This is a genomic window from Idiomarina sp. X4 (genome assembly GCF_002808045.1).
Taxonomy (GTDB): domain Bacteria; phylum Pseudomonadota; class Gammaproteobacteria; order Enterobacterales; family Alteromonadaceae; genus Idiomarina.
Map to the genome: position 1 here is coordinate 1,743,821 of NZ_CP025000.1, position 20,994 is coordinate 1,764,814.

The window sequence follows — 20,994 nt, forward strand, 5'->3', positions numbered from 1 at the left end:
TCGTGCCTAAACAACCCATCTACATGGATTATGCCGCAACCACACCAGTAGCGCCTGAAGCGGCAGAAAAAATGGCAACCTGCTTAACCATGGACGGGGTATTTGGAAACCCAGCGTCACGTTCTCATAAATACGGTTGGCAAGCTGAAGAGTTAGTTGATATTGCAAGGCACCAAGTTGCCGACTTAATTAATGCCGATGCCCGCGAAATTGTTTTCACCTCGGGTGCGACCGAGTCAGACAATCTCGCGTTAAAAGGTGTTGCGCACTACCACGCCGATAAAGGCAAGCACATTATTACTGTCAAAACCGAGCACAAAGCCGTGCTTGACCCCTGTGCTCAGCTTGAAAAGGAAGGCTTTGAAGTCACTTACTTAGACGTCAACAGTGACGGCCTTATTGACTTGGATGAGCTTCGTTCAGCTCTGCGTGAAGACACCATTTTGGCCAGTGTTATGTGGGTCAACAATGAAATTGGTGTTATTCAGGATATAGACACTATTGGCACTATCTGCCGTGAGAATGGCACCTTGTTTCATGTTGACGCAGCACAGGCCGCCGGTAAATTACCGATAGACGTGGCAAATGTACCTATCGATTTAATGTCGATTTCTGCCCACAAAATGTATGGTCCGAAAGGTATTGGTGCTTTATACGTGCGTCGTCAACCGCGTGTTCGCATTGCGGCTCAAATGCACGGCGGCGGTCATGAGCGCGGAATGCGCTCAGGAACACTGGCAACACACCAAATTGTTGGTATGGGTGTGGCGGCAGAGTTAGCTGCAGAAAAACTCAGTACCGACATTGAGCGCTTTGAAACTATGCGTCAGCATTTTCTGTCGCCGTTACTGGCTGAAGAGGGCATTCAGCTTAATGGCAGCGACACTCAGCGTGTGCCTCATATTGTGAATGTGCAATTCGCTAATGTTGAAGGTGAGCTTTTGCTCATGTCGCTTAAAGACTTGGCGGTGTCCTCTGGCTCGGCGTGTACCTCTGCCAGTGTAGAACCTTCCTATGTGCTAAGAGCCATTGGTGTCAACGATGAGTTGGCGCATGCTTCACTGAGGTTTAGTTTTGGTCGAGGCACAATCTCAGCCGATATTGAGCATGCGGTTGAGCATATTTTGAAGACCTATAAAACTCTGGCGCAACGCTAGTAAAAGCGCTGCGCCAAGCACTTAGTCTTTTAATAACCCTGAAAACGTTTTACGGAATTTTGCCAGTTTCGGTGAAATCACCGCCTGACAATAGGGGTTTTCCGGGTTTCTCGCATAGTAGTTCTCGTGGTAGTCCTCAGCCGGGTAAAAGGTCTCCAGCTCAGTCACTTCGGTGACTATTGGGTCAGCAAAGGCGCCGTCGTTTTCTAATTCCTTAATAATGCTTTCAGCTTCCTGCTTTTGCGCATCGTTATGGTAAAAAATAGAGGTACGGTATTGAGTACCAACATCGTTGCCTTGGCGATTCACCTGCGTCGGATCATGCAGCGTAAAAAAGATTTCTAAGATTTGGCGGTAAGAGATTTGCTCAGGATCATAGGTGAGTTGTGCAACTTCAGCATGACCTGTGTCGCCCGTACAAACTTGCTCATAGGTTGGGGTTTCGACGTGACCGCCCGTGTACCCCGACTTGACCGACTCGATGCCTTTGACTTGTAAGAATGCCGACTCCACACACCAAAAGCACCCACCGCCAAGTGTTGCTTGCTCTGTTTTGTTCGTTGCCATGATTTACTCCTCATATGTCTACTTAAGTTTAAATAGACGTCTATATGGCTAATTTGTTTTGCCATGCTAAATCAGAATGAACGAAAAAACAATCATTCTGGATTCGATCTCGAGCGTATTCTCACGTATAATCCGCGCGACTAATTTTTCCTATCTTTATTGGAGTGAATACACATGGCTTTAGAGCGCACTTTATCAATCATCAAGCCTGATGCGGTTGCTAAAAACCTTATCGGCGCTATCTACAACCGTTTTGAGTCTGCTGGTCTGCGCATTGTTGCATCAAAAATGATGCACTTAAGCAAAGAACAAGCAGAAGGCTTCTACGCTGAACACAAAGAGCGTCCTTTCTTTGGTGCATTGGTTGAGTTCATGACCTCAGGCCCTATCGTTGTTCAAGTACTTGAAGGCGAAAATGCGGTACTGAAAAACCGTGAAATCATGGGTGCAACGAACCCAGCAGAAGCACTGGCAGGAACTCTGCGTGCCGACTATGCTGAAACTATCGACGAAAATGCGGTACACGGTTCAGACGCAACTGAAACAGCTGCGCGCGAAATCGCTTACTTCTTCAGCGACGAAGAAATCTGCCCACGTACACGCTAAGAACGGAGCTTTATGACCAACGCAATTGATAAAAAAGTGAATTTACTCGACCTGAATCGCGAAGGAATGAGAGAGTTCTTCCGCGAGATGGGAGAGAAGCCATTTCGTGCCGATCAGGTTATGAAATGGTTGTATCATTTTTGTGTCGATGACTTCGACGAGATGTCGAATCTCAACAAGAAATTGCGTGAAAAGCTCAAGCAAGTTGCGGAAATACGCGCACCGGAAATTCGCGAACAACAACAGTCGTCAGACGGAACCATCAAGTTTGCAATGACGTTGTTTGACGGCCAGGACGTGGAAACGGTCTGGATTCCGGAGCGCGATCGCGCAACTCTATGTGTGTCCTCGCAGGTCGGCTGTGCGCTTGAGTGCACTTTCTGTTCAACAGGCGCGCAAGGCTTTAACCGTAACCTGACGGTTGCAGAAATTATTGGCCAGGTATGGAGAGTGAACCAGCTATTAGGCGCGTACGGTAAAACCGGCATTAAACCGGTGACCAACGTTGTTATGATGGGCATGGGTGAGCCTCTGTTAAACTTGAACAATGTCGTTCCGGCAATGGAGTTAATGCTGGATGACTTTGGTTTTGGTCTGTCAAAACGTCGCGTAACGTTAAGTACTTCGGGCGTGGTTCCTGCGCTTGAGAAACTGCGCGAACGCATAGACGTGATGTTGGCTATTTCGTTGCACGCTCCAAATGACGAATTGCGTAATGAAATAGTACCCATCAATAAGAAATACGATATTGAAGAATTTCTGGCGTCCAGCCGCCGTTATGTTGAACAGTCCAAAGCTCAGCATAAAGTCACGGTTGAATACGTCATGTTAGATCATGTGAATGACTCGACTGATCAAGCACATGAGCTGGCAAAAACACTAAAAGATACCCCGAGTAAAATAAACTTAATTCCATTTAATCCGTTCCCTGGGTCAGACTACGGGCGTTCAAGCAACTCGCGTATTGACCGCTTTGCTAAAGTCCTGATGGAATACGGTTTTACTGTTATGGTTCGTAAAACCCGCGGGGATGATATCGACGCAGCCTGCGGTCAGCTGGTTGGTGATGTTATTGACCGAACCAAGCGTATTCTTAAGCGCCAACAAATGCAGCGTGGTGGTGAAGGGATTGCTGTAAAGACTTCGTAAAACCAATGAATCGCAACCACAAGGAGTGTGATAATGCGAGCCGCTTTGCTATTGATAGCACTGGCGTTAATGGGTTGTACCGCCAGTTCCAATGACCCATTGCCTGTAAGTAAAGACGTACGGTTACAGCTTGGCGTTGCTTACCTTACTCAAGGTAAGTTGGCGTTGGCTAAACCGCATTTGCAAGCAGCGCTGGAAGATAGTCCTCACTCTTTAAATGCTGTAATCGCTATGGCGCAATGGCATTTGGCAGCAAATGAGACAGATTCTGCTTTGTCACTTTACCAACAGGCATTATCATGGCAACCTATGAGCGGTGCATTGTATAACAACTATGCGGTTGCATTGTGTATGGCTGGAAAATGGGACGATGCGCTCAGGTATTTCGATAAAGTTTCACTTGATGCCCAGTATCCCTATCATGCAAAGAGCCAGCAAAACAGAGCTCAGTGTGAGAAGAACAAAGGTCATTACGCAAGTCAGCCTTAACAGGGAACACCCTAACAATCATGACTGCTGAAAACGAACCAAATAAAGAGAACAATCCAGCGGACTCTGACGCGGCGCAAGAATCACAACAACAGCCAGTTCAGGGACCCGGTGATATTCTGCGACAAGCGCGTGAAGCTAAAGGGTTAAGTCAGCGAGAAGTTGCTGATGAGCTGCGTTTGCGAAAACAAATCATAGAATTACTAGAAGCGGACGATTACGAAACGTTTTCGACCCCGACCTTTATTAAAGGTTATTTGCGTGCTTATGCAAAGCTATTAGATGTTGACGAAAAAATGCTTTTTGAAGCCTATAAAGCAAAAGGCTACCAAGAAGTTCAAAGTACGCAAATGCAAAGCTTTTCGCGACGTAAGAAGCACCAGGAAAGTGACAATCGTCTAATGCTCATTACGTACGCGGTTATTATTATCGTGGTGGGTTTGGTGATTTGGTGGTGGCAGGATTCAGGCATGAGTTCTGAAGAACCTGCTCAGTCATCCGCGATTGATAGTCAGGTTGAAGAGACTGGTGATGTTGGTTCTATAGAAATCAGTTCAGAACCGCGACAACCGGATATTGAACCGAATACTGAAGAAGCGGTACTGGAATCAGAGGTGTCATCGTCTGACACTAATATATCGACAAATGAGTTGAGCTCTCAAAATAATACAGAGGCAGCGCCGGAGTCTTCAGAGCCAGAAGTTGAAGCTCAAACTGAGACAAACACAGACGCTGCGGACACTCGGACAGAACAGCCTGCTGAAGAAGATACGAATGTTGACCCGCAAACTGAATCGGCTGTGGTCGACGAGGAAGAGGCGTCGACAGCTCAAGATGAACCAGTGGTAGAAGAAGCCGTTGCGAGCCGCTTAATCTTCGAGTTTAACCAAGAGTGCTGGGTTAAAGTGGACGATGCAGAAGGCGAAACACAAGCTGTCGGTGTGAAGGCCGCGGGGTATACTATGGCGGTTCCGGGCGAACCTCCGTTCTCAATAACTATGTGTAAGCCGGAAGCTGCAACCATTACCTTTGATGGTGAAGACGTTGATATGAGTCAGTTCCGCCGTGAACGAGTTGCACGCTTTACTGTGCCAATGTCTGAGTAAAGACAAGTACATTAAAACCTAAATAGTCGTAGAGGTTAAGTAAGTAATATGATGCACGAAAGTCCAATTAAGCGCCGTCCGTCACGCCGTATATATGTAGGTAATGTGCCTATTGGTGATGGTGCGCCGATTGCCGTGCAATCTATGACCAATACGGAAACAACAGATGTTAATGCGACGGTTGCTCAAATCGATGCGCTAGCCAAGGCGGGTGCTGATATCGTTCGAGTATCTGTTCCCACGATGGACGCTGCGGAAGCTTTTAAAGAGATAAAGCAACGCAGTTCTGTGCCGTTGGTTACCGATATCCACTTTGATTACCGTATTGCACTTAAGGTTGCTGAATACGGCGCTGACTGCTTACGAATTAACCCAGGTAATATCGGTAAGGAAGATCGCATTCGTGCCGTGGTTGATGCGGCTCGTGACAAAAACATCCCTATTCGCATCGGCGTGAATGGTGGCTCTCTGGAAAAGGACATACAAGAAAAGTATGGCGAGCCGACTGCCGAAGCATTGGTCGAATCAGCAATGCGACACGTCGATATTCTTGACCGGCTCGATTTTCACGACTTTAAAGTCAGCGTCAAAGCATCTGACGTTTTCTTAGCGGTCGACTCCTACCGACTGTTGGCCAAGAAAATTGACCAGCCTCTGCATCTGGGCATTACTGAAGCAGGTGGTAAGCGAAGTGGCTCGGTTAAGTCGGCTGTTGGCTTAGGGATGCTACTTGCCGAAGGTATTGGTGACACTCTGCGGGTGTCGTTAGCAGCAGACCCGGTCGAAGAAATTAAAGTCGGATTCGATATTCTCAAATCTCTGCGGATTCGCTCGCGGGGAATCAACTTTATTGCCTGCCCGAGTTGTTCACGTCAGGAATTCGATGTGATTGATACGGTTAACCAGCTCGAGCAACGTCTGGAAGACATTACCACGCCGTTGGATGTTTCTGTTATCGGTTGTGTCGTAAATGGTCCGGGTGAAGCTTTAGTGTCAAAAGTCGGTTTGGCTGGTGCTAAAAATAAAAGTGGCTTGTACATAGATGGACAACGCCAAAAACAACGTCTAGATAACTCAAATTTGGTGGATGAGCTTGAAGCGCAAATTAGAGCGCAGGTGAAGGCGGCAGAAGCTAATAAAATCGACGTAAAAGAAATTAACGGTTAATTTTACCCGCACCCCGAAAATCCTTATAATACCCGCTTATTTTTGTAGCGATTACCAAACGAGAAGGTTCCGTGGCGAATACAATACAAGCAATTCGTGGCATGAACGACTTGTTGCCTGATCAAAGTCCAGCCTGGCAGCAAGTTGAGTCCATTATCCGTAAAGTCGCAGCCAGTTATGGCTACAGTGAAATTCGTATGCCGGTGCTGGAAAGCACTCAGCTATTCAAACGCTCTATCGGTGAAGTGACTGATATCGTTGAAAAAGAAATGTATACGTTTGACGACAGAAACGGAGAGAGCGTCACTCTGCGTCCTGAAGGTACAGCAAGTTGCGTTCGTGCCGGTAACCAGCATGGTTTGCTGTATAACCAAATTCAGCGACTGTGGTACATGGGACCGATGTTTCGTTACGAGCGTCCTCAGAAAGGGCGCTATCGTCAGTTTCATCAGTTTGGTATTGAAACTTTTGGTATTGATAGCGCTGACGCTGACGCGGAAGTGATTTTATTATCTGCGCGTTTATGGCAAGCCTTTGGTATCGCGGATCAAGTTGAGCTACAACTGAACTCTCTTGGCTCCAATGACGCGCGCGCAAATTACCGAGACGCCTTAAAGAGCTATTTGAGCGAATACGCAAGCGAACTGGACGAAGACAGCCAGCGCCGTTTGGAGACAAACCCGCTACGCATACTTGATAGTAAAGACGCGAACACGCAAAAGCTTCTCGAGAACGCACCAAAGTTATCGGACTATTGGGACGACGAGTCTCGTGAGCATTTCCAGCAGCTGACATCTCGATTAGAGAACGCAGGTGTGAAGTACACATTAAATGAACGTTTAGTTCGTGGACTTGATTATTACAACCGGACTGTATTTGAATGGGTCACGACAGCACTGGGAGCGCAGGGCACCGTATGTGCAGGTGGTCGTTATGATGGCTTGGTAGAGCAGCTTGGTGGCAAAGCGACACCGGCCGTTGGGTTTGCTATGGGCATGGAGCGATTGGTGCTCTTGCTTCAAGAGCAAAATAAGCTGACACCACGACGCACGGTCGATGCTTACTTAATGCCTCTGGGTGAAGATGCGGAACTTAATGCGCCACGCATTGCCGAACAGCTGAGAAATGAATTACCGGATTTAAGATTAGTTTCGCACTGTGGTGGCGGTGCGATGAAGAAACAAATGAAAAAAGCGGATAAATCCGGGGCTGAAGTTGCTCTGATTATCGGCGCAGATGAAATCGCTCAACAGCAAGTAACGGTTAAGCCATTACGTACTGACGAGCAGCAAGAAACTTTGAGCTGGCAAGCGCTGATAGAACGTTTGCAGCCACTGACAAGAGGGTAGTCTGGTGGACAATACAGAAGAACAACAAGTCGAACGAATTAAAGAGTTTTGGAAAGAGCACGGTAAGGGTATCGTCGCCGGTGCGGTTATCGGTTTCGGTCTGTTTTATGGCTGGCGCTTTTACGACCAACACACAATGGAACAGCAACAGCTGGCTTCATCAAAGTACGAGCAGTTAACTGCAGCACTGTCGGAAGGCAGTGATAATGCGCTTGTAGAAGCACAAAACTTTGTTTCAGAGAATACCGAAAACACATATGCGCACTTGGTCGCGTTGCAATTAGCCAAAGAAGCGGTCGATGAAAACGATCTGGCAACAGCGGTAACCTCGCTGCAGTTAGTGGTCGATAACACAGAGGACAATAACCTTAGAGCGCTGGCGAGTATTCGCCTTGCTCGTGTACTTGTTGCTCAGGAGCAAACGGATGCAGCGCTTGAATTAGTCCGTGGTACCTACCCGGATGCCTATCAAGGTTTTGCCGCTGAAATTGAAGGTGATATTTTGGCTGATAAAGGCCAAAACGAAGACGCACGGGCAGCGTATCAACGCGCGTTGGAAGCGGATGAGTCTTTGACTCCTGCGCTGCAAATGAAACTCAACAGTCTGGCTAAATCATAATGCAGTCTATTAAATCTCTGGTAAAAAGTGTCGCGCTAGTGTCGGCAGCGTTAATCGCCGTGGGCTGTTCAAGCTCAGACGACGAAGAGCCTAAATTCGCAACCCTTCAACCAATTAACGAAGAGGTGTCGCCGCGAGTACTTTGGAGTGAGTCTGTCGGTGATGGCATCGGCGAGTACTTTTCTCGTTTAAGCCCGGTGGTTGAGTATGGCAATGTCTATGCGGCTGACCGAGCTGGCATAGTGCGAGCTATGGACAAAACCAACGGTAAAAAGGTTTGGCAGACTGATTTACGTAACCTTATTACTTTTGACGAGGCACGTGATGAAGGTTGGTTCGATGGTCTTTTTGCCAGCCCCTTCCCGGCACGAATTTCTGGCGGTTTAGTTGCCCAGTATGACAGTGTGTTTCTTGGCACCGAGAATGGCGATGTTATTGCGCTAGATGCGCAGACCGGTGACTTGATTTGGCACACCGAGGTGGGTAACGAGGTCATGTCGGATCCGGCTGTCGGCGAAGGCCGAGTCGTCGTTCATACGGGTGGTGGCAAGGTGATTAGCCTTGATGCATCGACCGGTGAGCAGCAGTGGGAATATGAGTATCAAACACCTATGCTGTCGGTTCGTGGTGCTTCAGCGCCCGCTATTATCAGCGGCGGTGTCATTGTCGGTGACAGCAACGGCAACGGCATGGTACTGATTTCTGACAGCGGCCAGCAAGCGTGGACGCAGACGATTGGCGAAGCCAGCGGTGGTACTGAGCTTGAGCGCTTAGCCGACGTTGATGCGGCACCGGCGTCACAAGGAACCACTTTGTATATGGTTGCTTATAACGGTGAATTGGTCGCACTTGAATTGATGAGCGGTGAAGTTCGCTGGAAACGTGACTATAAATCCTTCGAAAATATGCTGGTAACCGCAAGTCGAATTTTCTTAACCGATGTAAATAGCCATGTTTATGCGTTAGACCAAAACGGTGGTATTGAACGTTGGAGCAATACTCGCTTGTTTGGCCGTGAACTATCGGCGCCGGCGAGACATCGCGGTCACATACTTGTCGGTGACTTTGAAGGTTATTTGCATTGGCTTGATGATGACACAGGCGAAATTAAAGGACGTTATCATGTTGGCGGCGACGGCGTTTACGTTGCCCCCGCTATTAGTGACAACGTTGCTTACGTGCAAACTCGTGACGGCGACATTATCGCTATTGATATAAACTCAGGAAATTAATAAATAATGCTACCAGTTGTTGCGCTCGTGGGGCGCCCAAACGTTGGGAAATCCACCTTGTTTAATCGGTTAACACGCACTCGCGATGCGTTGGTAGCGGACTTTCCCGGGCTGACCCGAGACCGAAAGTATGGACAAGCAAACTACGACGGTTATCAGTTTATCGTCGTCGATACCGGCGGTATTCACGGTGATGAAGAGGGTATCGATGAAGAGATGGCTAAGCAGTCATTGCTGGCGGTCGATGAAGCCGATGTGGTTTTGTTTCTGGTTGATGCGCGAGATGGTGTCACAGTAGGCGACCAAGCGATAGCGACTCACCTGCGCAAACAGAATAAAAAAGTGTATTTGGTCTGCAATAAAATTGATGGGATTGATGCAACCTCTGCAATGGCGGACTTTTACTCGCTGTCGCTGGGTGAGTTATATGGTATTGCGGCGGCGCACGGACGAGGTGTTGAACAGCTACTGACAACGTGCTTTAAGCCGCTGGCTGATGACTACCCTGATGTTATTGCGTCGACCAAAGAGGATTCTGAAGATCTCGAACATGACGAGATAGATTATGAAGCTCTGCCGCTTAAGTTGGCGATTGTCGGTCGACCTAACGTGGGTAAATCAACACTCACTAACCGCATTCTGGGTGAAGAGCGGGTTGTCGTTTACGATATGCCAGGCACTACCCGAGATTCGGTTTATATTCCGATGCAGCGTGACGAGCGCGAGTACATCTTAATTGATACTGCCGGGGTTCGTCGTCGAGGTCGTATTGGCGAAGCCATTGAGAAGTTTTCAGTGGTGAAGACCTTACAAGCCATTGAAGATGCCAATGTTGTTCTTGTCGTTATTGACGCACGAGAAACCATTACCGATCAGGATTTGAATCTTATCGGTTTCGCGCTGAATGCAGGGCGTTCCATTGTGATTGCCGTGAATAAGTGGGACGGCCTGGAAAGTGACCATAAAGAAGAAATTAAGCGTGAGCTCGATCGTCGCTTAGGTTTTGTTGACTTTGCCCGCTTGCATTTCATTTCTGCTTTGCATGGAACCGGTGTTGGTCATTTATTTGAGTCGGTTGAAGAAGCTTATGCTAGTGCAACACAGCGTATCGGTACGTCTAAATTGACCAAAATAATGGAAATGGCGCAAGATGAGCACCAACCGCCGTTGGTTAGTGGACGCCGGGTTAAACTCAAGTATGCGCATGCAGGCGGCTATAATCCGCCGAGAATCGTTATTCATGGTAACCAGGTGACTGACTTACCAGGCTCGTATAAGCGTTACCTAATGAACTACTTTAGAAAAGCATTAGGCATTATGGGAACGCCGATAAAGATTGAATTTAAAGAACCGAAGAACCCGTTTGCCGGCAAGAAAAACCAGCTGACCTTGTCGCAGCAACGCAAGCGAAAGCGGTTAATGAAGTTTTTGAAAAAGAAGAAGTAATGAAAAAAGCCCGATATCAACAAATATCGGGCTTTTTTGTTGCCAAGCGTCACTCAGTTAAAATCAGACGGCTTAAAAACATATTCGGTTAGGCAATAGTCACAAGTCATGACAATTTCGCCGTCTCTGTCCAATATCTCTTTTAGCTCTTCAGGCTTAACCGACGCTAATGCATCAAGAGTCTTGTCACGAGAACAGCCACACACAAAGCTGACGGGCTGAGCCGGGTACAAGTGCACGGTTTCTTCATGGTACAAACGGTGCAGCAGCTCTTCAGCCGGCACGGTGTAAAGCTCTTGAGCGGTGATGGTGTCAGTCAGGGTTGCTAAGTGTTCAAACCCTGTTAAATCCTGACCTGACGACGGCAATCGCTGCAATAACATGCCCGCTGCGTGCTCGCCGTCAGCATGAAGCCATACCTTGGTGTGTAATTGCTCGGACTGCTCAAAGTAATTTTCCAACATTTCAGCAATAGAGTCGGCGTCGCCACTAACGACGCCCTGATAACGCTCGCCTGTGTCCGGCGTCAATGTGATAATTAATTGACCTTTGCCAATCATTGAACGTAAGTCCGTGCCTTCCAGTTCTGCTCTTAAACGGGCAATACCGCGAAGCTCTTGCTTATGGTTACCGTTAACGGCAACGAAGTTGAGGGGACCGTCGCCTTGCAACTGAACCGCAATATGCCCTTCAAATTTCAATGTTGCGGTCAGTAGAGAAACCGCAGCCATCATGTGGCCTAACACTTCTTGTACGGCCGCCGGGTAGTTATGACCACGGATTAAGGTCTGGTAGCTGCTGGTCAGCTGAACCAGCTCGCCGCGAACATCATGGTCGTTAAAGGTATAACGCGATAGTTGGTCCGTTGGGTACTCCATGGTCACTCCTTTTTAAAACGAATTAGCTGACGTCGCTGTTTTTTGTCAGGACGTCCGTCAGGATGTGGATTATACAATGCATTAAGCTTTCTTGCTTCTGCGTTTTCTTCGCGTTTTGCGATGCTTTTTTCTGTTTCACGATACAAAAGCTGAGCTTCCGGAGCGCCGCGGCGTTGCTCACTTAACTCAAGCACCTCAACCTCTTTGCTATCGAAGCCTTGACGTAATGTAATAATAGCACCCACCTGAACCACTTTAGATGGCTTGCTGCGTTGTCCGTCATAGTGGACTTTACCCGCTTGAACCATCTCTCTGGCCAAAGCGCGGGTTTTATAAAAACGCGCTGCCCAAAGCCATTTATCCAGGCGAACACCCGTGTCAGACGATGTACTCTTTTGCTTCTTTGTCATAAAACCGCAATCATTTCGTTATAAAGTTTGTGTTAAGCGATTGTTGACTCATGTTCGCTGCGCTAGAATGCATGAATCTCTTTTGTCAGTGTAACAAGAATAAGAATAAAGTGACTGCCAGACTTAAACAGTATTTTACGAATTCAGCCCATTGGCGCAGACTCCTGCTCGCGTTAACCGCTTTTCTGTGGTTTTGCGTTGCGGTGCTACTTGCCGAGTTCACCTGGTCGTTGCTGTCACCCAGTGAACCTCAGAACCTGCAGCCGACGGTACCGAAGTTTAACTCGACGTCACAGTCTGGCAATACCATCGACATTAATCGTATTCAGGCACTGAATCTTTTTGGTGAGTCAGAAGTGCAAGGTCCAAGAAATTCGCGCAATGCACCGAAAACCACACTGAATGTGCGCCTTATTGGTGTATCGGCAAGCTCTAACCCCGAGCGCTCGGCGGCCATCATTCAGCAAGGAAGCCAGCAGCGAACTTATATTATCGGTGAAAGTATCGGCAGTTCTCGTGTAACGGTCGAAGAAATTTACGCCGACAGAGTCATTCTGGACAACAACGGACGACTTGAAACTCTAGTGATGGAAGATGTTGGTGAGGATCGTCCCGCATTATCGCTCACGGTGGATGAGGCTGCGACAGAACAAAAAAACACAGACGAGCCCGCCGAGAATAGCGGAACCGAATTTGTTGAAACTCAGCTTAGCACTATAGCGAATGATCCGTCGTCCATTATGGAGTACGTCAGTATCTCACCGGCTATGGAAGGCGGTTCGCTAATAGGTTATCGCTTGAAGTCGGCTAAAAACCCTGAACTTTTTAAGCGGGCAGGGTTTCAAAATGGCGACTTGGCGGTCGCTATCAATGGCTACGATTTAACCGATATGGAACAAGCCATGTTAGCCAGCGAAGAGTTGGCTAATCAAACACAAGTATCAATTGAAATAGAGCGCGATGGTGAACGGATGGAGCTGTCGTTTGAGCTACCGGAACAACAGGAAAATTAATATGTCAGTGGCAAGAAGAGGCTTAAGAAATTGGCTCGGAGCCCTGGGGTTGGCCGTAACGGTTATGAGTACGCCATTAACGGCGGAAGAGTACGCAGCCAGCTTTAAAAATACCGACATCAACGAGTTTATTCAGGTGGTTGGTCGTAACCTTGGCAAAACCATCATTATTGACCCAAATGTGCGCGGAAAAATTGATGTGCGCAGTTACGATGTCATGAACGAAGAGCAGTACTATCAGTTTTTCCTGAATGTATTGGAAGTTTATGGCTTTGCCGCGGTTGAGATGGAGTCTGGCGTACTTAAAGTCATTCGAGACCGCGATGCGAAAACATCGTCCTTACCGGTAATGGATGCCGACAGCCGAGGCTCTGGCGATGCCATGGTCACGCGCGTTGTGCCGGTTGAAAATGTGTCTGTGCGTGAGCTAGCGCCGTTACTGCGTCAACTGAACGATCAAAGTGGTGGTGGCATGGTGGTCAGTTATGATCCGTCTAATGTCATTATGATGACAGGGCGTTCCGAAACGGTGCAGCGCTTGGTTGAAATTATTGAGCGAGTTGACCGTGCTGGTGACCAGGACGTTGACATGATTCACCTTGAGTACGCATCGGCCAGTGAAATAGTACGCATTGCTCAGTCGCTTTATGAAAAAAGTAACAATGACGGTACGCCGCCGTTACTCATTCCTAAAATTGTCGCGGATGAGCGCAGTAACTCAGTAATTGTCAGTGGTGAGCCGCGGGCCAGAGCGCGTGTCGTTAAGCTGATTAAACAGCTCGATCAGGACTTAAAGTCGGAAGGTAATACCCGGGTTTTCTATCTGAAGTACGCAAAGGCGCCGGAAGTGGTTGAGGTTTTAAACGACGTGAGTCGCTCAATACAGGCAGAAAGTGAACAACAAACGTCAAATACCAACACAACTCGCCGACGCAATAATAACGACTCTGTGAGCATTAGTCCGCATGAACCGACGAACTCTGTTGTGATAACGGCTCAGCAAGACATGATGGCGTCGTTAGAAAAGGTCATTCATGACCTGGATATTCGCCGTGCGCAGGTCCAGGTTGAAGCCATTATTGTCGAAATTATGGAAGGCGATAACGTCGACTTTGGCGTGCAGTGGATAAGCGAAGACGGCGGTATGGTTCAGTACAATACCGGCAATCAGGTGCCTATTGGTAGCCTGGCTGCGGGTGCTTATCAGGCGCGAGAAAGACCGGGCACGACGACGACTCGAATTACTGATGGCGGTGTTGAGGTGACAACCACTGAACCCGATGAGCCCGGCGACATCTCCTTATTAGCTAATTTGCTAGGTTCGGTCAACGGTATGATGTTTGGCACCATTCAGAATGACTGGGCTGCCGTCGTGCAAGCCGTAACTCAAGATACCAATTCCAATATTTTGGCAACGCCAAGTATTGTGACGGTTGATAACGAAGAAGCCAGCTTCTTAGTGGGTCAGGAAGTCCCCACCATTACCGGCTCAACCACCGGAGACAACAATGACAACCCATTCCAGACGGTCGATAGAACGGAAGTGGGTATTAAGTTAAAAGTCACACCGCAAATTAACGAAGGCGACGCCGTGCAAATGACCATTGAGCAGGAAGTATCCAGCTTAAGTGGTGCAACCTCTGTGGACGTTATTATCAATAAGCGCGAAATGAAAACCACTGTCATGGCAGATGACGGTGAAACCATTGTATTAGGCGGACTGATTGATGAAGACGTGCAAGAGTCGGTGTCTAAAATACCACTGTTAGGCGATATCCCGGTATTAGGACGACTGTTTAGTTCGACGTCAACGTCCAAGCAAAAACGCAACTTAATGGTGTTTATTCGCCCAACGATAGTTCGCGATGGCAAGCGTATGCGAGAAATCAGCTCGACCAAATATAACTACATGCGAGCACTACAACTGGACGAGCGTTCGCGCGGTATTTCCTTAATGCCAATGGAAGAGTCTCCGGTAATGAATGAGTGGGACAGTGAACTGACGCTGCCGCCGGGCTTTGAGGAGTACATGGATACTAAACAGCCAGAGACAGAGAATGACTGACGCCAGTGCTATTGCGACAACACGATTGCCTTTTGGTTTTGCCAAACGCTTCGGCGTCGTGGTGGAGTCGGGGGAGCCAATGGTTGTGCACTGCCGTGCAGGCGTTTCCGCGCAGGCGCTTAGGGAAGTGCGACGCAAACTGGGTCAACCGTTCACCTTGCAAGAACACCCCGCCAACGACTTTGAAACCCTGTTGACGCAGGCGTATCAGCGCGACTCATCAGAGGCAAAACAGCTGATGGAAGACATTGGCAACGAGTCAGATTTGTTTTCGCTGGCGGACGAACTGCCGCAAACCGAAGATCTTCTGGAAAGTGAAGACGACGCGCCAATTATCAAACTCATTAACGCAATGTTGAGTGAGGCGATAAAAGAAGGCGCATCGGATATTCACATAGAGACGTTCGAAAAATCGTTGCTGATTCGCTTCCGTATTGACGGTGTCTTGCGTGAAGTATTACGGCCGAATCGAAAGCTCTCGTCGCTGCTGGTCTCGCGCATTAAAGTCATGGCGCAACTGGATATTGCAGAGAAACGGGTGCCTCAGGATGGTCGTATCTCTTTGCTGATAGCCGGTCGAGCGGTCGACGTGCGGGTATCGACAATGCCGTCGAACCACGGTGAGCGAGTCGTTCTGCGTTTGCTTGATAAAAATAATGCCCGCCTGAATTTAATGCAGCTGGGAATGACACAGACGAACCGCAATATCTTCCAACAGCTGATTCATAAGCCGCATGGCATTATTCTTGTGACGGGTCCTACCGGCTCGGGTAAAAGTACGACCTTGTATGCCGGACTGAGCGAGATTAACTCGAAAGATCGCAATATTCTGACGGTGGAAGACCCCATTGAATACGCCATTGACGGCATTGGCCAAACGCAGGTAAACCCGAGAGTTGATATGACGTTTGCGCGTGGTTTGCGGGCCATTCTCCGTCAGGATCCTGACGTGGTGATGGTGGGTGAGATTCGAGACGTAGAAACCGCCCAAATAGCGGTACAGGCGTCACTTACTGGGCATTTAGTGTTATCCACGCTGCATACTAACACCGCGGCTGGTGCTATTACTCGCCTGGAAGATATGGGGGTTGAACCATTCCTGTTGTCCTCAAGTCTACTGGCGGTGCTGTCTCAGCGCTTAGTTCGTACCTTGTGTAGTAGTTGTCGCCAACCACACACGCCTGATGCTGAAGAGCGTCAGATATTAGGGCTGAGTGATGACTCGGATGAAATTATTTACCGGGCGGGCAGTTGCGATGAATGTAACCATACCGGTTATAGAGGGCGTACCGGTATTCACGAGCTTCTTCAGGTCGACGACCATGTGCGCGAACTGGTGCATAACGGTCATGGTGAACAGTCGATTGAAAAGTACATACGTCAGTCAACGCCGAGTATTCGGCAAGATGGCTTGCAAAAAGTGCTGGAAGGCAAAACGACATTAGAGGAAGTCTTGCGAGTCACTCGCGAGGAGTAATACGTGGCAGCATTTGAGTATCAGGCAATAGCCAATAATGGGCGTAAGAAAAAGGGCGTGCTTGAGGCCGATACCGAGCGTCAGGTTCGGCAAATGCTACGTGAACAAGGATTGATGCCTGTCGCGATTGCAGCGGCTGCCGAAAAAGAAAAGAAACAAAGTGCGCAGAATCGCTGGGGCTTCACATTTCGAAAAGTCAAAGCGCAGGACCTTGCCCTTATTACTCGCCAGCTTTCGACCTTAGTAGGCTCTGCTTTGCCTATTGAGCAAGCTTTACTGGCCGTTGCTGACCAAACTGAAAAACCACGAATGAAAAAGCTGGTTATGTCAGTACGAAGTAAAGTGGTTGAAGGTTATGGTCTGGCTGAGGCAATGGCGGAATTCCCTGGGGTGTTTGACTCGCTGTATACGGCAATGGTTGCTGCCGGTGAGAAGTCCGGGCATCTGGACCAGGTTCTCGAAGAGCTGGCCGATTACACGGAACAACGTCAACACATGAAAAGTCAGTTGACGCAGGCGCTTGTTTATCCGCTGATGCTGACCCTGGTGGCTATTGGCATCGTCGTTTTCCTGTTGGTATCAATAGTGCCGCAAATTGTCGAAAACTTTGCGACGATGGGACAAGAGCTGCCTCCAACAACGCTGGCGATGATAGCCATCAGTGAGTTTCTGCAAAACTGGGGACTTTGGCTCGTGGTGGGTTTGGTGGTTGTATTACTGCTGTTCGGCCAGTGGCTAAGAAAGGACACGAATCGCTTAAAATATCACTATCGTTTGCTGAAACTTCCCATGTTGGGGAAAGTCATACGAGGAGTCAGTACGGCACGCTTTGCCAGAACGCTAAGCATTTTAACCTCATCGGCGGTGCCATTACTGGATGGCTTACGCATTACCTCATCGGTTATTGGTAACCTAGCCATAAGAGAAGCGGTCGACGAAGCCGCTGACCGAGTCAGAGAAGGTTCGTCATTGAGAGCGGCGCTTCAGGAAACCGGTCTGTTCCCACCCATGATGCTGCACATGATAGCAGCGGGTGAAAAGTCAGGTGAGCTTGAGCAGATGCTAAAGCGCTGTGCCGACAACCAGGACAAAGAATTTGAAAACTTAGTAACCGTCAGCTTAAAGGTGTTTGAGCCTGTGCTGATTGTCACCATGGCGGGCATCGTCTTCTTTATTGTATTGTCGATAATTCAGCCCATATTGCAGTTAAATAATAGTGTAGGACTTTAGTTATGAGACGTAATCAATCCGGTTTTTCACTCGTTGAAGTTATGGTGGTTATTGCCATTATTGGTATTTTGGCAACCATGGTTTTACCTAACGTGCTGGGTAACCAGGAAAAAGCGAACCAGCAAAAAGTCATTGCTGATATTGTGGCGTTGGAAAATGCCCTGGCTCAGTATCACTTGGATAACGGCATGTTCCCGACCACTGAGCAGGGGTTAGAGGCGCTTGTTAATGAACCAAACCTGGATCCACAGCCGCGCAGCTACCGCACGGGTGGGTACATTCGTCGCTTGCCTCAAGACCCTTATGGTAATGACTACTTGCTGTTGAACCCCGGGCAGTACGACGATATTGATATTTTCTCAGCGGGTCCAGATGGTCAACCAGGTACTGAAGACGACTTCGGTAGTTGGATGATTGGCAACAACGATCGTGACCAATAGGCCGCAGCAACAAGGATTCACACTGATTGAACTGATGCTGGTCATGGCCATTCTTGGTCTTATTGCCAGCTCAGTAATGCTGACGTTACCGGGCAGTAATCGTCAGCAAAACTCTGCTCAAGATTCAGCAATTACACTGCAGCAACAACTTCAATACGCTCGTGAGTATGCCATGGTACGACAGCAGCCTCTTGCTATCGCCTTTAATGACAATGGCTACGAGTTCCTGGTATGGCAGGATGAAAGTTGGCAGACGTTTAGTGCGCGAGGACTGAAACCTCAACAGACTGAATGGCCGATAAGTTGGCAGTTGCTTAGCCAGGACATAGCCGAGCTGGCACAAAACGAAGAACTTAATGAAGGTGTCTTTGGTAACGGCGATGAGGCCGAGCAGGACGATGATTCTGAAGCAAAGCAACCTGACGTGCTGATTTTACCGAGTGGTGAAATGACGGCTTTCAGCGTAAAAATTGAAAATGCGAATGATATGAGTGCAGAACGCTGGGTAAAAACCGAGAATAGCTGGCAACTGACGGTGTTAAAAGAGGCGCCTGAGCAATGAGGGTAAAAGGTTTTACACTTATTGAAGTTATGGTTGCACTGTCAATTTTCGGATTGGCTGCTTTGGCTGCGCTACAGGCGGCGAGCAGTCATTTAACCAGCTTAAGCGACTTACAGAGCAAAACCTTTGCTCAGTATGTGGCGTCAAACCGAATCGCAGAATTGTCTCTGGCCCAGGCTTGGCCGGTAAAGGACAATAAAAAAGGCACCGCAAAGCAAGCCGGAACGATATGGCATTGGCAGCAACAGGTGGTCGAAACGGTGACACCTAACGTGGTCGCTGTCACAGTGACGGTGTCAAAATCTGAAAATGGGCGAGAACATTACCGACTAACGCGCTATTTGCGAAAACCTGACTCCGCTGGCAAAGGTGGTGGAAATGGGCGTTAACCCTAAGCAACAATCAGGCTTCACCTTGGTTGAAGTGTTGGTCACCATGGCGATTTTTGCGGTGATAGGTATAGCCAGTTATCAAGTGCTTAGCCAAATGGTGAGTACCGAACAGCAGTCGAGCGAGCGCCGTGAAGCGCTGGAGCAACTGCAATTCAGTCAGTTGCTAATGCAGCAGGACATTCGGCAAATAGTAGCAAAGCCGACTCGGCCTAACGATACCGAGGTGACGCATCAGTATTTAAGCAATGACGTGGGTTATTTTGATTCAGAACGTGGTGTGCTGGCTTTTGTACGCAGTGGTTTTGACAATCCGGGTGACGTCCTGCCGCGAGCAGAGTTGCAGCCGGTTATTTATCGAGTTATGAAGGGTCAGTTACAGCGAGTCAGTTATTCGTTTGTGAATGACAGGAGTAACGAGCCGACAATACAGACGTTATTGGATGGCGTGACTGATTTGTCGTTCCGCTTTTACAGGGACGCAGGCCAAAGTGACGGTAATAGAGGCCTGGATCAAGGTTGGAACGCTGAGTGGCGTAGCGAAGGCGACCTACCCAAAGCCATCGAAGTGACGCTGCAAACTGAGAAGTACGGCGAAATTAAACGCGTATTTCTGGTTGCCGGTGAAGGTTTGACTGAGCGACAAAGTGCGGGAGAGTCGAATGCCGACTAAAGTGTCTCGTAATAACGGTGCTGCGCTTATAACGGTCATGTTGGTGATTGCTCTGGTGTCGGTCATTGCGGTGAACCTCGGTAGCAAACTGCAAATGCAAATAACCCGGATGGGTAATTTGCAGCAGGCGGAACAAAGCTATTGGATGTGGTTAAGTGCCGAAGACGTTCTAAAGGAAGCACTAAAACGCGAGCTCAATGAGAATGACGGTGTGGCTAATAACCAGCAGGGCTGGGCCAGTCGGACGGGGCCTTTTCCCGTGGAAGGTGGGCAGATTTCCGCTCGTGTGAGAGACTTATCCAGTTGTTTTAATGTCAACAGTTTGGTGACAGACGACGAAGACCCAGGCACGCTGGAGCGACGCAAACGTCAGTACAAAGCGTTATTACAAAGCGTAGAGCTTGACGAATACCAGGCAGAAAGTTTAACCGACAGCTTGGTTGACTGGCTTGACGAAGATACTCAACTGTCAGGCTCTAACGGAGCAGAAGACCCCGACTATCAAGGGTTGCCAAAGCCTTATTTAGCGGCAAACAGCTTACTGTTGGATATTAGTGAACTGCGCATGGTTAGAGGATACAGTCAGGAAATTGTCAGGAAGTTGAGACCTTATGTCTGCGCTATTCCGCATGAAACCGCTTTAGCGATTAATGTGAATACACTTAAAGAAGAACAGGCGGTTTTACTGACTGCTCTTACTGAAGGAAAAATGTCGTTTCAGGACGCACAGTCGTTCTTAGCAAACCGGCCGGAAGCGGGCTATGAGTCTAACGACGAGGTGAATGAGCTTGAAGCGATAAGTACAGTTAAAGCCGAGCTTAACGCTGAACTGTCAGAACTTGATGTTGAAAGTGAATACTTTCAGTTAACCGCATACATACAATGGGGCGACGTTGAAATGAAAGCCCGTTCAGTACTGCATGTGAGTAACGGCGAAGTGACGACGTTATATCGTGCAATGGGAGAATAG

At 48.4% G+C, this 20,994-nt stretch carries 22 protein-coding genes; 19 read left to right on the forward strand and 3 right to left on the reverse strand.

Annotation, left to right across the window (positions count from 1 at the left end; translation table 11 throughout):
- Window positions 1–23 precede the first annotated feature (23 nt).
- Entirely contained in the window at window positions 24–1,157 is a 1,134-nt protein-coding gene (locus CWC33_RS08340) for an IscS subfamily cysteine desulfurase (RefSeq protein WP_164976536.1), read from the forward strand.
- A 21-nt stretch (window positions 1,158–1,178) separates the two neighbouring features.
- Here the strand turns inward: CWC33_RS08340 and msrA are convergent, their stop codons facing one another.
- The gene (gene msrA, locus CWC33_RS08345; RefSeq protein ID WP_100691563.1) at window positions 1,179–1,724 is read right to left on the reverse strand and encodes a peptide-methionine (S)-S-oxide reductase MsrA; all 546 of its coding nucleotides are present in this window, start codon (window positions 1,722–1,724) and stop codon (window positions 1,179–1,181) included.
- A 174-nt stretch (window positions 1,725–1,898) separates the two neighbouring features.
- Between msrA and ndk the strand changes: the two genes are divergently transcribed.
- The 9 genes from ndk (at window position 1,899) to der (ending at window position 10,887) form a co-directional block, all read left to right on the forward strand.
- A complete protein-coding gene (ndk, locus tag CWC33_RS08350) occupies window positions 1,899–2,330 on the forward strand; it encodes a nucleoside-diphosphate kinase (protein ID WP_053953948.1) in 432 nt (143 codons plus the stop codon).
- Between the two features lie 12 nt (window positions 2,331–2,342).
- A complete protein-coding gene (locus tag CWC33_RS08355) occupies window positions 2,343–3,479 on the forward strand; it encodes a bifunctional tRNA (adenosine(37)-C2)-methyltransferase TrmG/ribosomal RNA large subunit methyltransferase RlmN (RefSeq protein ID WP_100691564.1) in 1,137 nt (378 codons plus the stop codon).
- Window positions 3,480–3,512: 33 nt separating this feature from the next.
- Complete coding sequence (locus CWC33_RS08360; protein ID WP_100691565.1) at window positions 3,513–3,968, forward strand: tetratricopeptide repeat protein; 456 nt, start codon at window positions 3,513–3,515, stop codon at window positions 3,966–3,968.
- Between the two features lie 20 nt (window positions 3,969–3,988).
- Entirely contained in the window at window positions 3,989–5,074 is a 1,086-nt protein-coding gene (locus CWC33_RS08365) for a RodZ domain-containing protein (protein WP_100691566.1), read from the forward strand.
- A gap of 48 nt (window positions 5,075–5,122) precedes the next feature.
- Window positions 5,123–6,241: a flavodoxin-dependent (E)-4-hydroxy-3-methylbut-2-enyl-diphosphate synthase gene (gene ispG / locus CWC33_RS08370; protein WP_088767591.1), complete on the forward strand. Its 1,119-nt coding sequence runs from the start codon at window positions 5,123–5,125 to the stop codon at window positions 6,239–6,241.
- A 71-nt stretch (window positions 6,242–6,312) separates the two neighbouring features.
- Complete coding sequence (gene hisS, locus CWC33_RS08375; RefSeq protein ID WP_100691567.1) at window positions 6,313–7,590, forward strand: histidine--tRNA ligase; 1,278 nt, start codon at window positions 6,313–6,315, stop codon at window positions 7,588–7,590.
- Window positions 7,591–7,594: 4 nt separating this feature from the next.
- Window positions 7,595–8,209, forward strand: a complete 615-nt coding sequence (locus CWC33_RS08380) for a YfgM family protein (protein WP_100691568.1) — start codon at window positions 7,595–7,597, stop codon at window positions 8,207–8,209.
- The gene (gene bamB, locus CWC33_RS08385; protein ID WP_100691569.1) at window positions 8,209–9,441 is read left to right on the forward strand and encodes an outer membrane protein assembly factor BamB; all 1,233 of its coding nucleotides are present in this window, start codon (window positions 8,209–8,211) and stop codon (window positions 9,439–9,441) included. The genes CWC33_RS08380 and bamB overlap by 1 nt, the downstream gene beginning before the upstream one ends.
- A gap of 6 nt (window positions 9,442–9,447) precedes the next feature.
- Window positions 9,448–10,887, forward strand: coding sequence for a ribosome biogenesis GTPase Der (gene der / locus CWC33_RS08390; protein WP_100691570.1), 1,440 nt, complete (start codon window positions 9,448–9,450; stop codon window positions 10,885–10,887).
- Between the two features lie 53 nt (window positions 10,888–10,940).
- On the opposite strand, the gene hslO is transcribed toward der, so the two are convergent.
- Window positions 10,941–11,765: an Hsp33 family molecular chaperone HslO gene (hslO, locus tag CWC33_RS08395; protein ID WP_100691571.1), complete on the reverse strand. Its 825-nt coding sequence runs from the start codon at window positions 11,763–11,765 to the stop codon at window positions 10,941–10,943.
- A 2-nt stretch (window positions 11,766–11,767) separates the two neighbouring features.
- On the reverse strand, window positions 11,768–12,175 hold the full coding sequence (gene hslR, locus CWC33_RS08400) for a ribosome-associated heat shock protein Hsp15 (protein WP_100691572.1): 408 nt from the start codon (window positions 12,173–12,175) through the stop codon (window positions 11,768–11,770).
- A gap of 203 nt (window positions 12,176–12,378) precedes the next feature.
- Between hslR and gspC the strand changes: the two genes are divergently transcribed.
- From gspC to gspK, 9 genes are read left to right on the forward strand one after another with little or no spacing between them, the layout of a single operon-like run.
- Window positions 12,379–13,188: a type II secretion system protein GspC gene (gene gspC / locus CWC33_RS08405; RefSeq protein ID WP_232709777.1), complete on the forward strand. Its 810-nt coding sequence runs from the start codon at window positions 12,379–12,381 to the stop codon at window positions 13,186–13,188.
- A 1-nt stretch (window position 13,189) separates the two neighbouring features.
- Window positions 13,190–15,253 (forward strand): type II secretion system secretin GspD, encoded by a 2,064-nt coding sequence (gspD, locus tag CWC33_RS08410; protein WP_100691573.1) that lies wholly within the window; start codon window positions 13,190–13,192, stop codon window positions 15,251–15,253.
- Window positions 15,246–16,730: a type II secretion system ATPase GspE gene (gene gspE, locus CWC33_RS08415; protein ID WP_100691574.1), complete on the forward strand. Its 1,485-nt coding sequence runs from the start codon at window positions 15,246–15,248 to the stop codon at window positions 16,728–16,730. Before gspD ends, gspE begins: the two co-directional genes overlap by 8 nt.
- Window positions 16,731–16,733: 3 nt before the next feature.
- A complete protein-coding gene (gene gspF / locus CWC33_RS08420; protein ID WP_100691575.1) occupies window positions 16,734–17,960 on the forward strand; it encodes a type II secretion system inner membrane protein GspF in 1,227 nt (408 codons plus the stop codon).
- Between the two features lie 2 nt (window positions 17,961–17,962).
- Complete coding sequence (gspG, locus tag CWC33_RS08425; protein ID WP_088767601.1) at window positions 17,963–18,400, forward strand: type II secretion system major pseudopilin GspG; 438 nt, start codon at window positions 17,963–17,965, stop codon at window positions 18,398–18,400.
- On the forward strand, window positions 18,375–18,962 hold the full coding sequence (gene gspH / locus CWC33_RS08430; RefSeq protein ID WP_232709778.1) for a type II secretion system minor pseudopilin GspH: 588 nt from the start codon (window positions 18,375–18,377) through the stop codon (window positions 18,960–18,962). The genes gspG and gspH overlap by 26 nt, the downstream gene beginning before the upstream one ends.
- On the forward strand, window positions 18,959–19,351 hold the full coding sequence (gene gspI, locus CWC33_RS08435; RefSeq protein WP_100691577.1) for a type II secretion system minor pseudopilin GspI: 393 nt from the start codon (window positions 18,959–18,961) through the stop codon (window positions 19,349–19,351). Before gspH ends, gspI begins: the two co-directional genes overlap by 4 nt.
- On the forward strand, window positions 19,341–20,024 hold the full coding sequence (gene gspJ, locus CWC33_RS08440; RefSeq protein ID WP_100691578.1) for a type II secretion system minor pseudopilin GspJ: 684 nt from the start codon (window positions 19,341–19,343) through the stop codon (window positions 20,022–20,024). Before gspI ends, gspJ begins: the two co-directional genes overlap by 11 nt.
- On the forward strand, window positions 20,014–20,994 hold the full coding sequence (gene gspK, locus CWC33_RS08445; RefSeq protein WP_100691579.1) for a type II secretion system minor pseudopilin GspK: 981 nt from the start codon (window positions 20,014–20,016) through the stop codon (window positions 20,992–20,994). Before gspJ ends, gspK begins: the two co-directional genes overlap by 11 nt.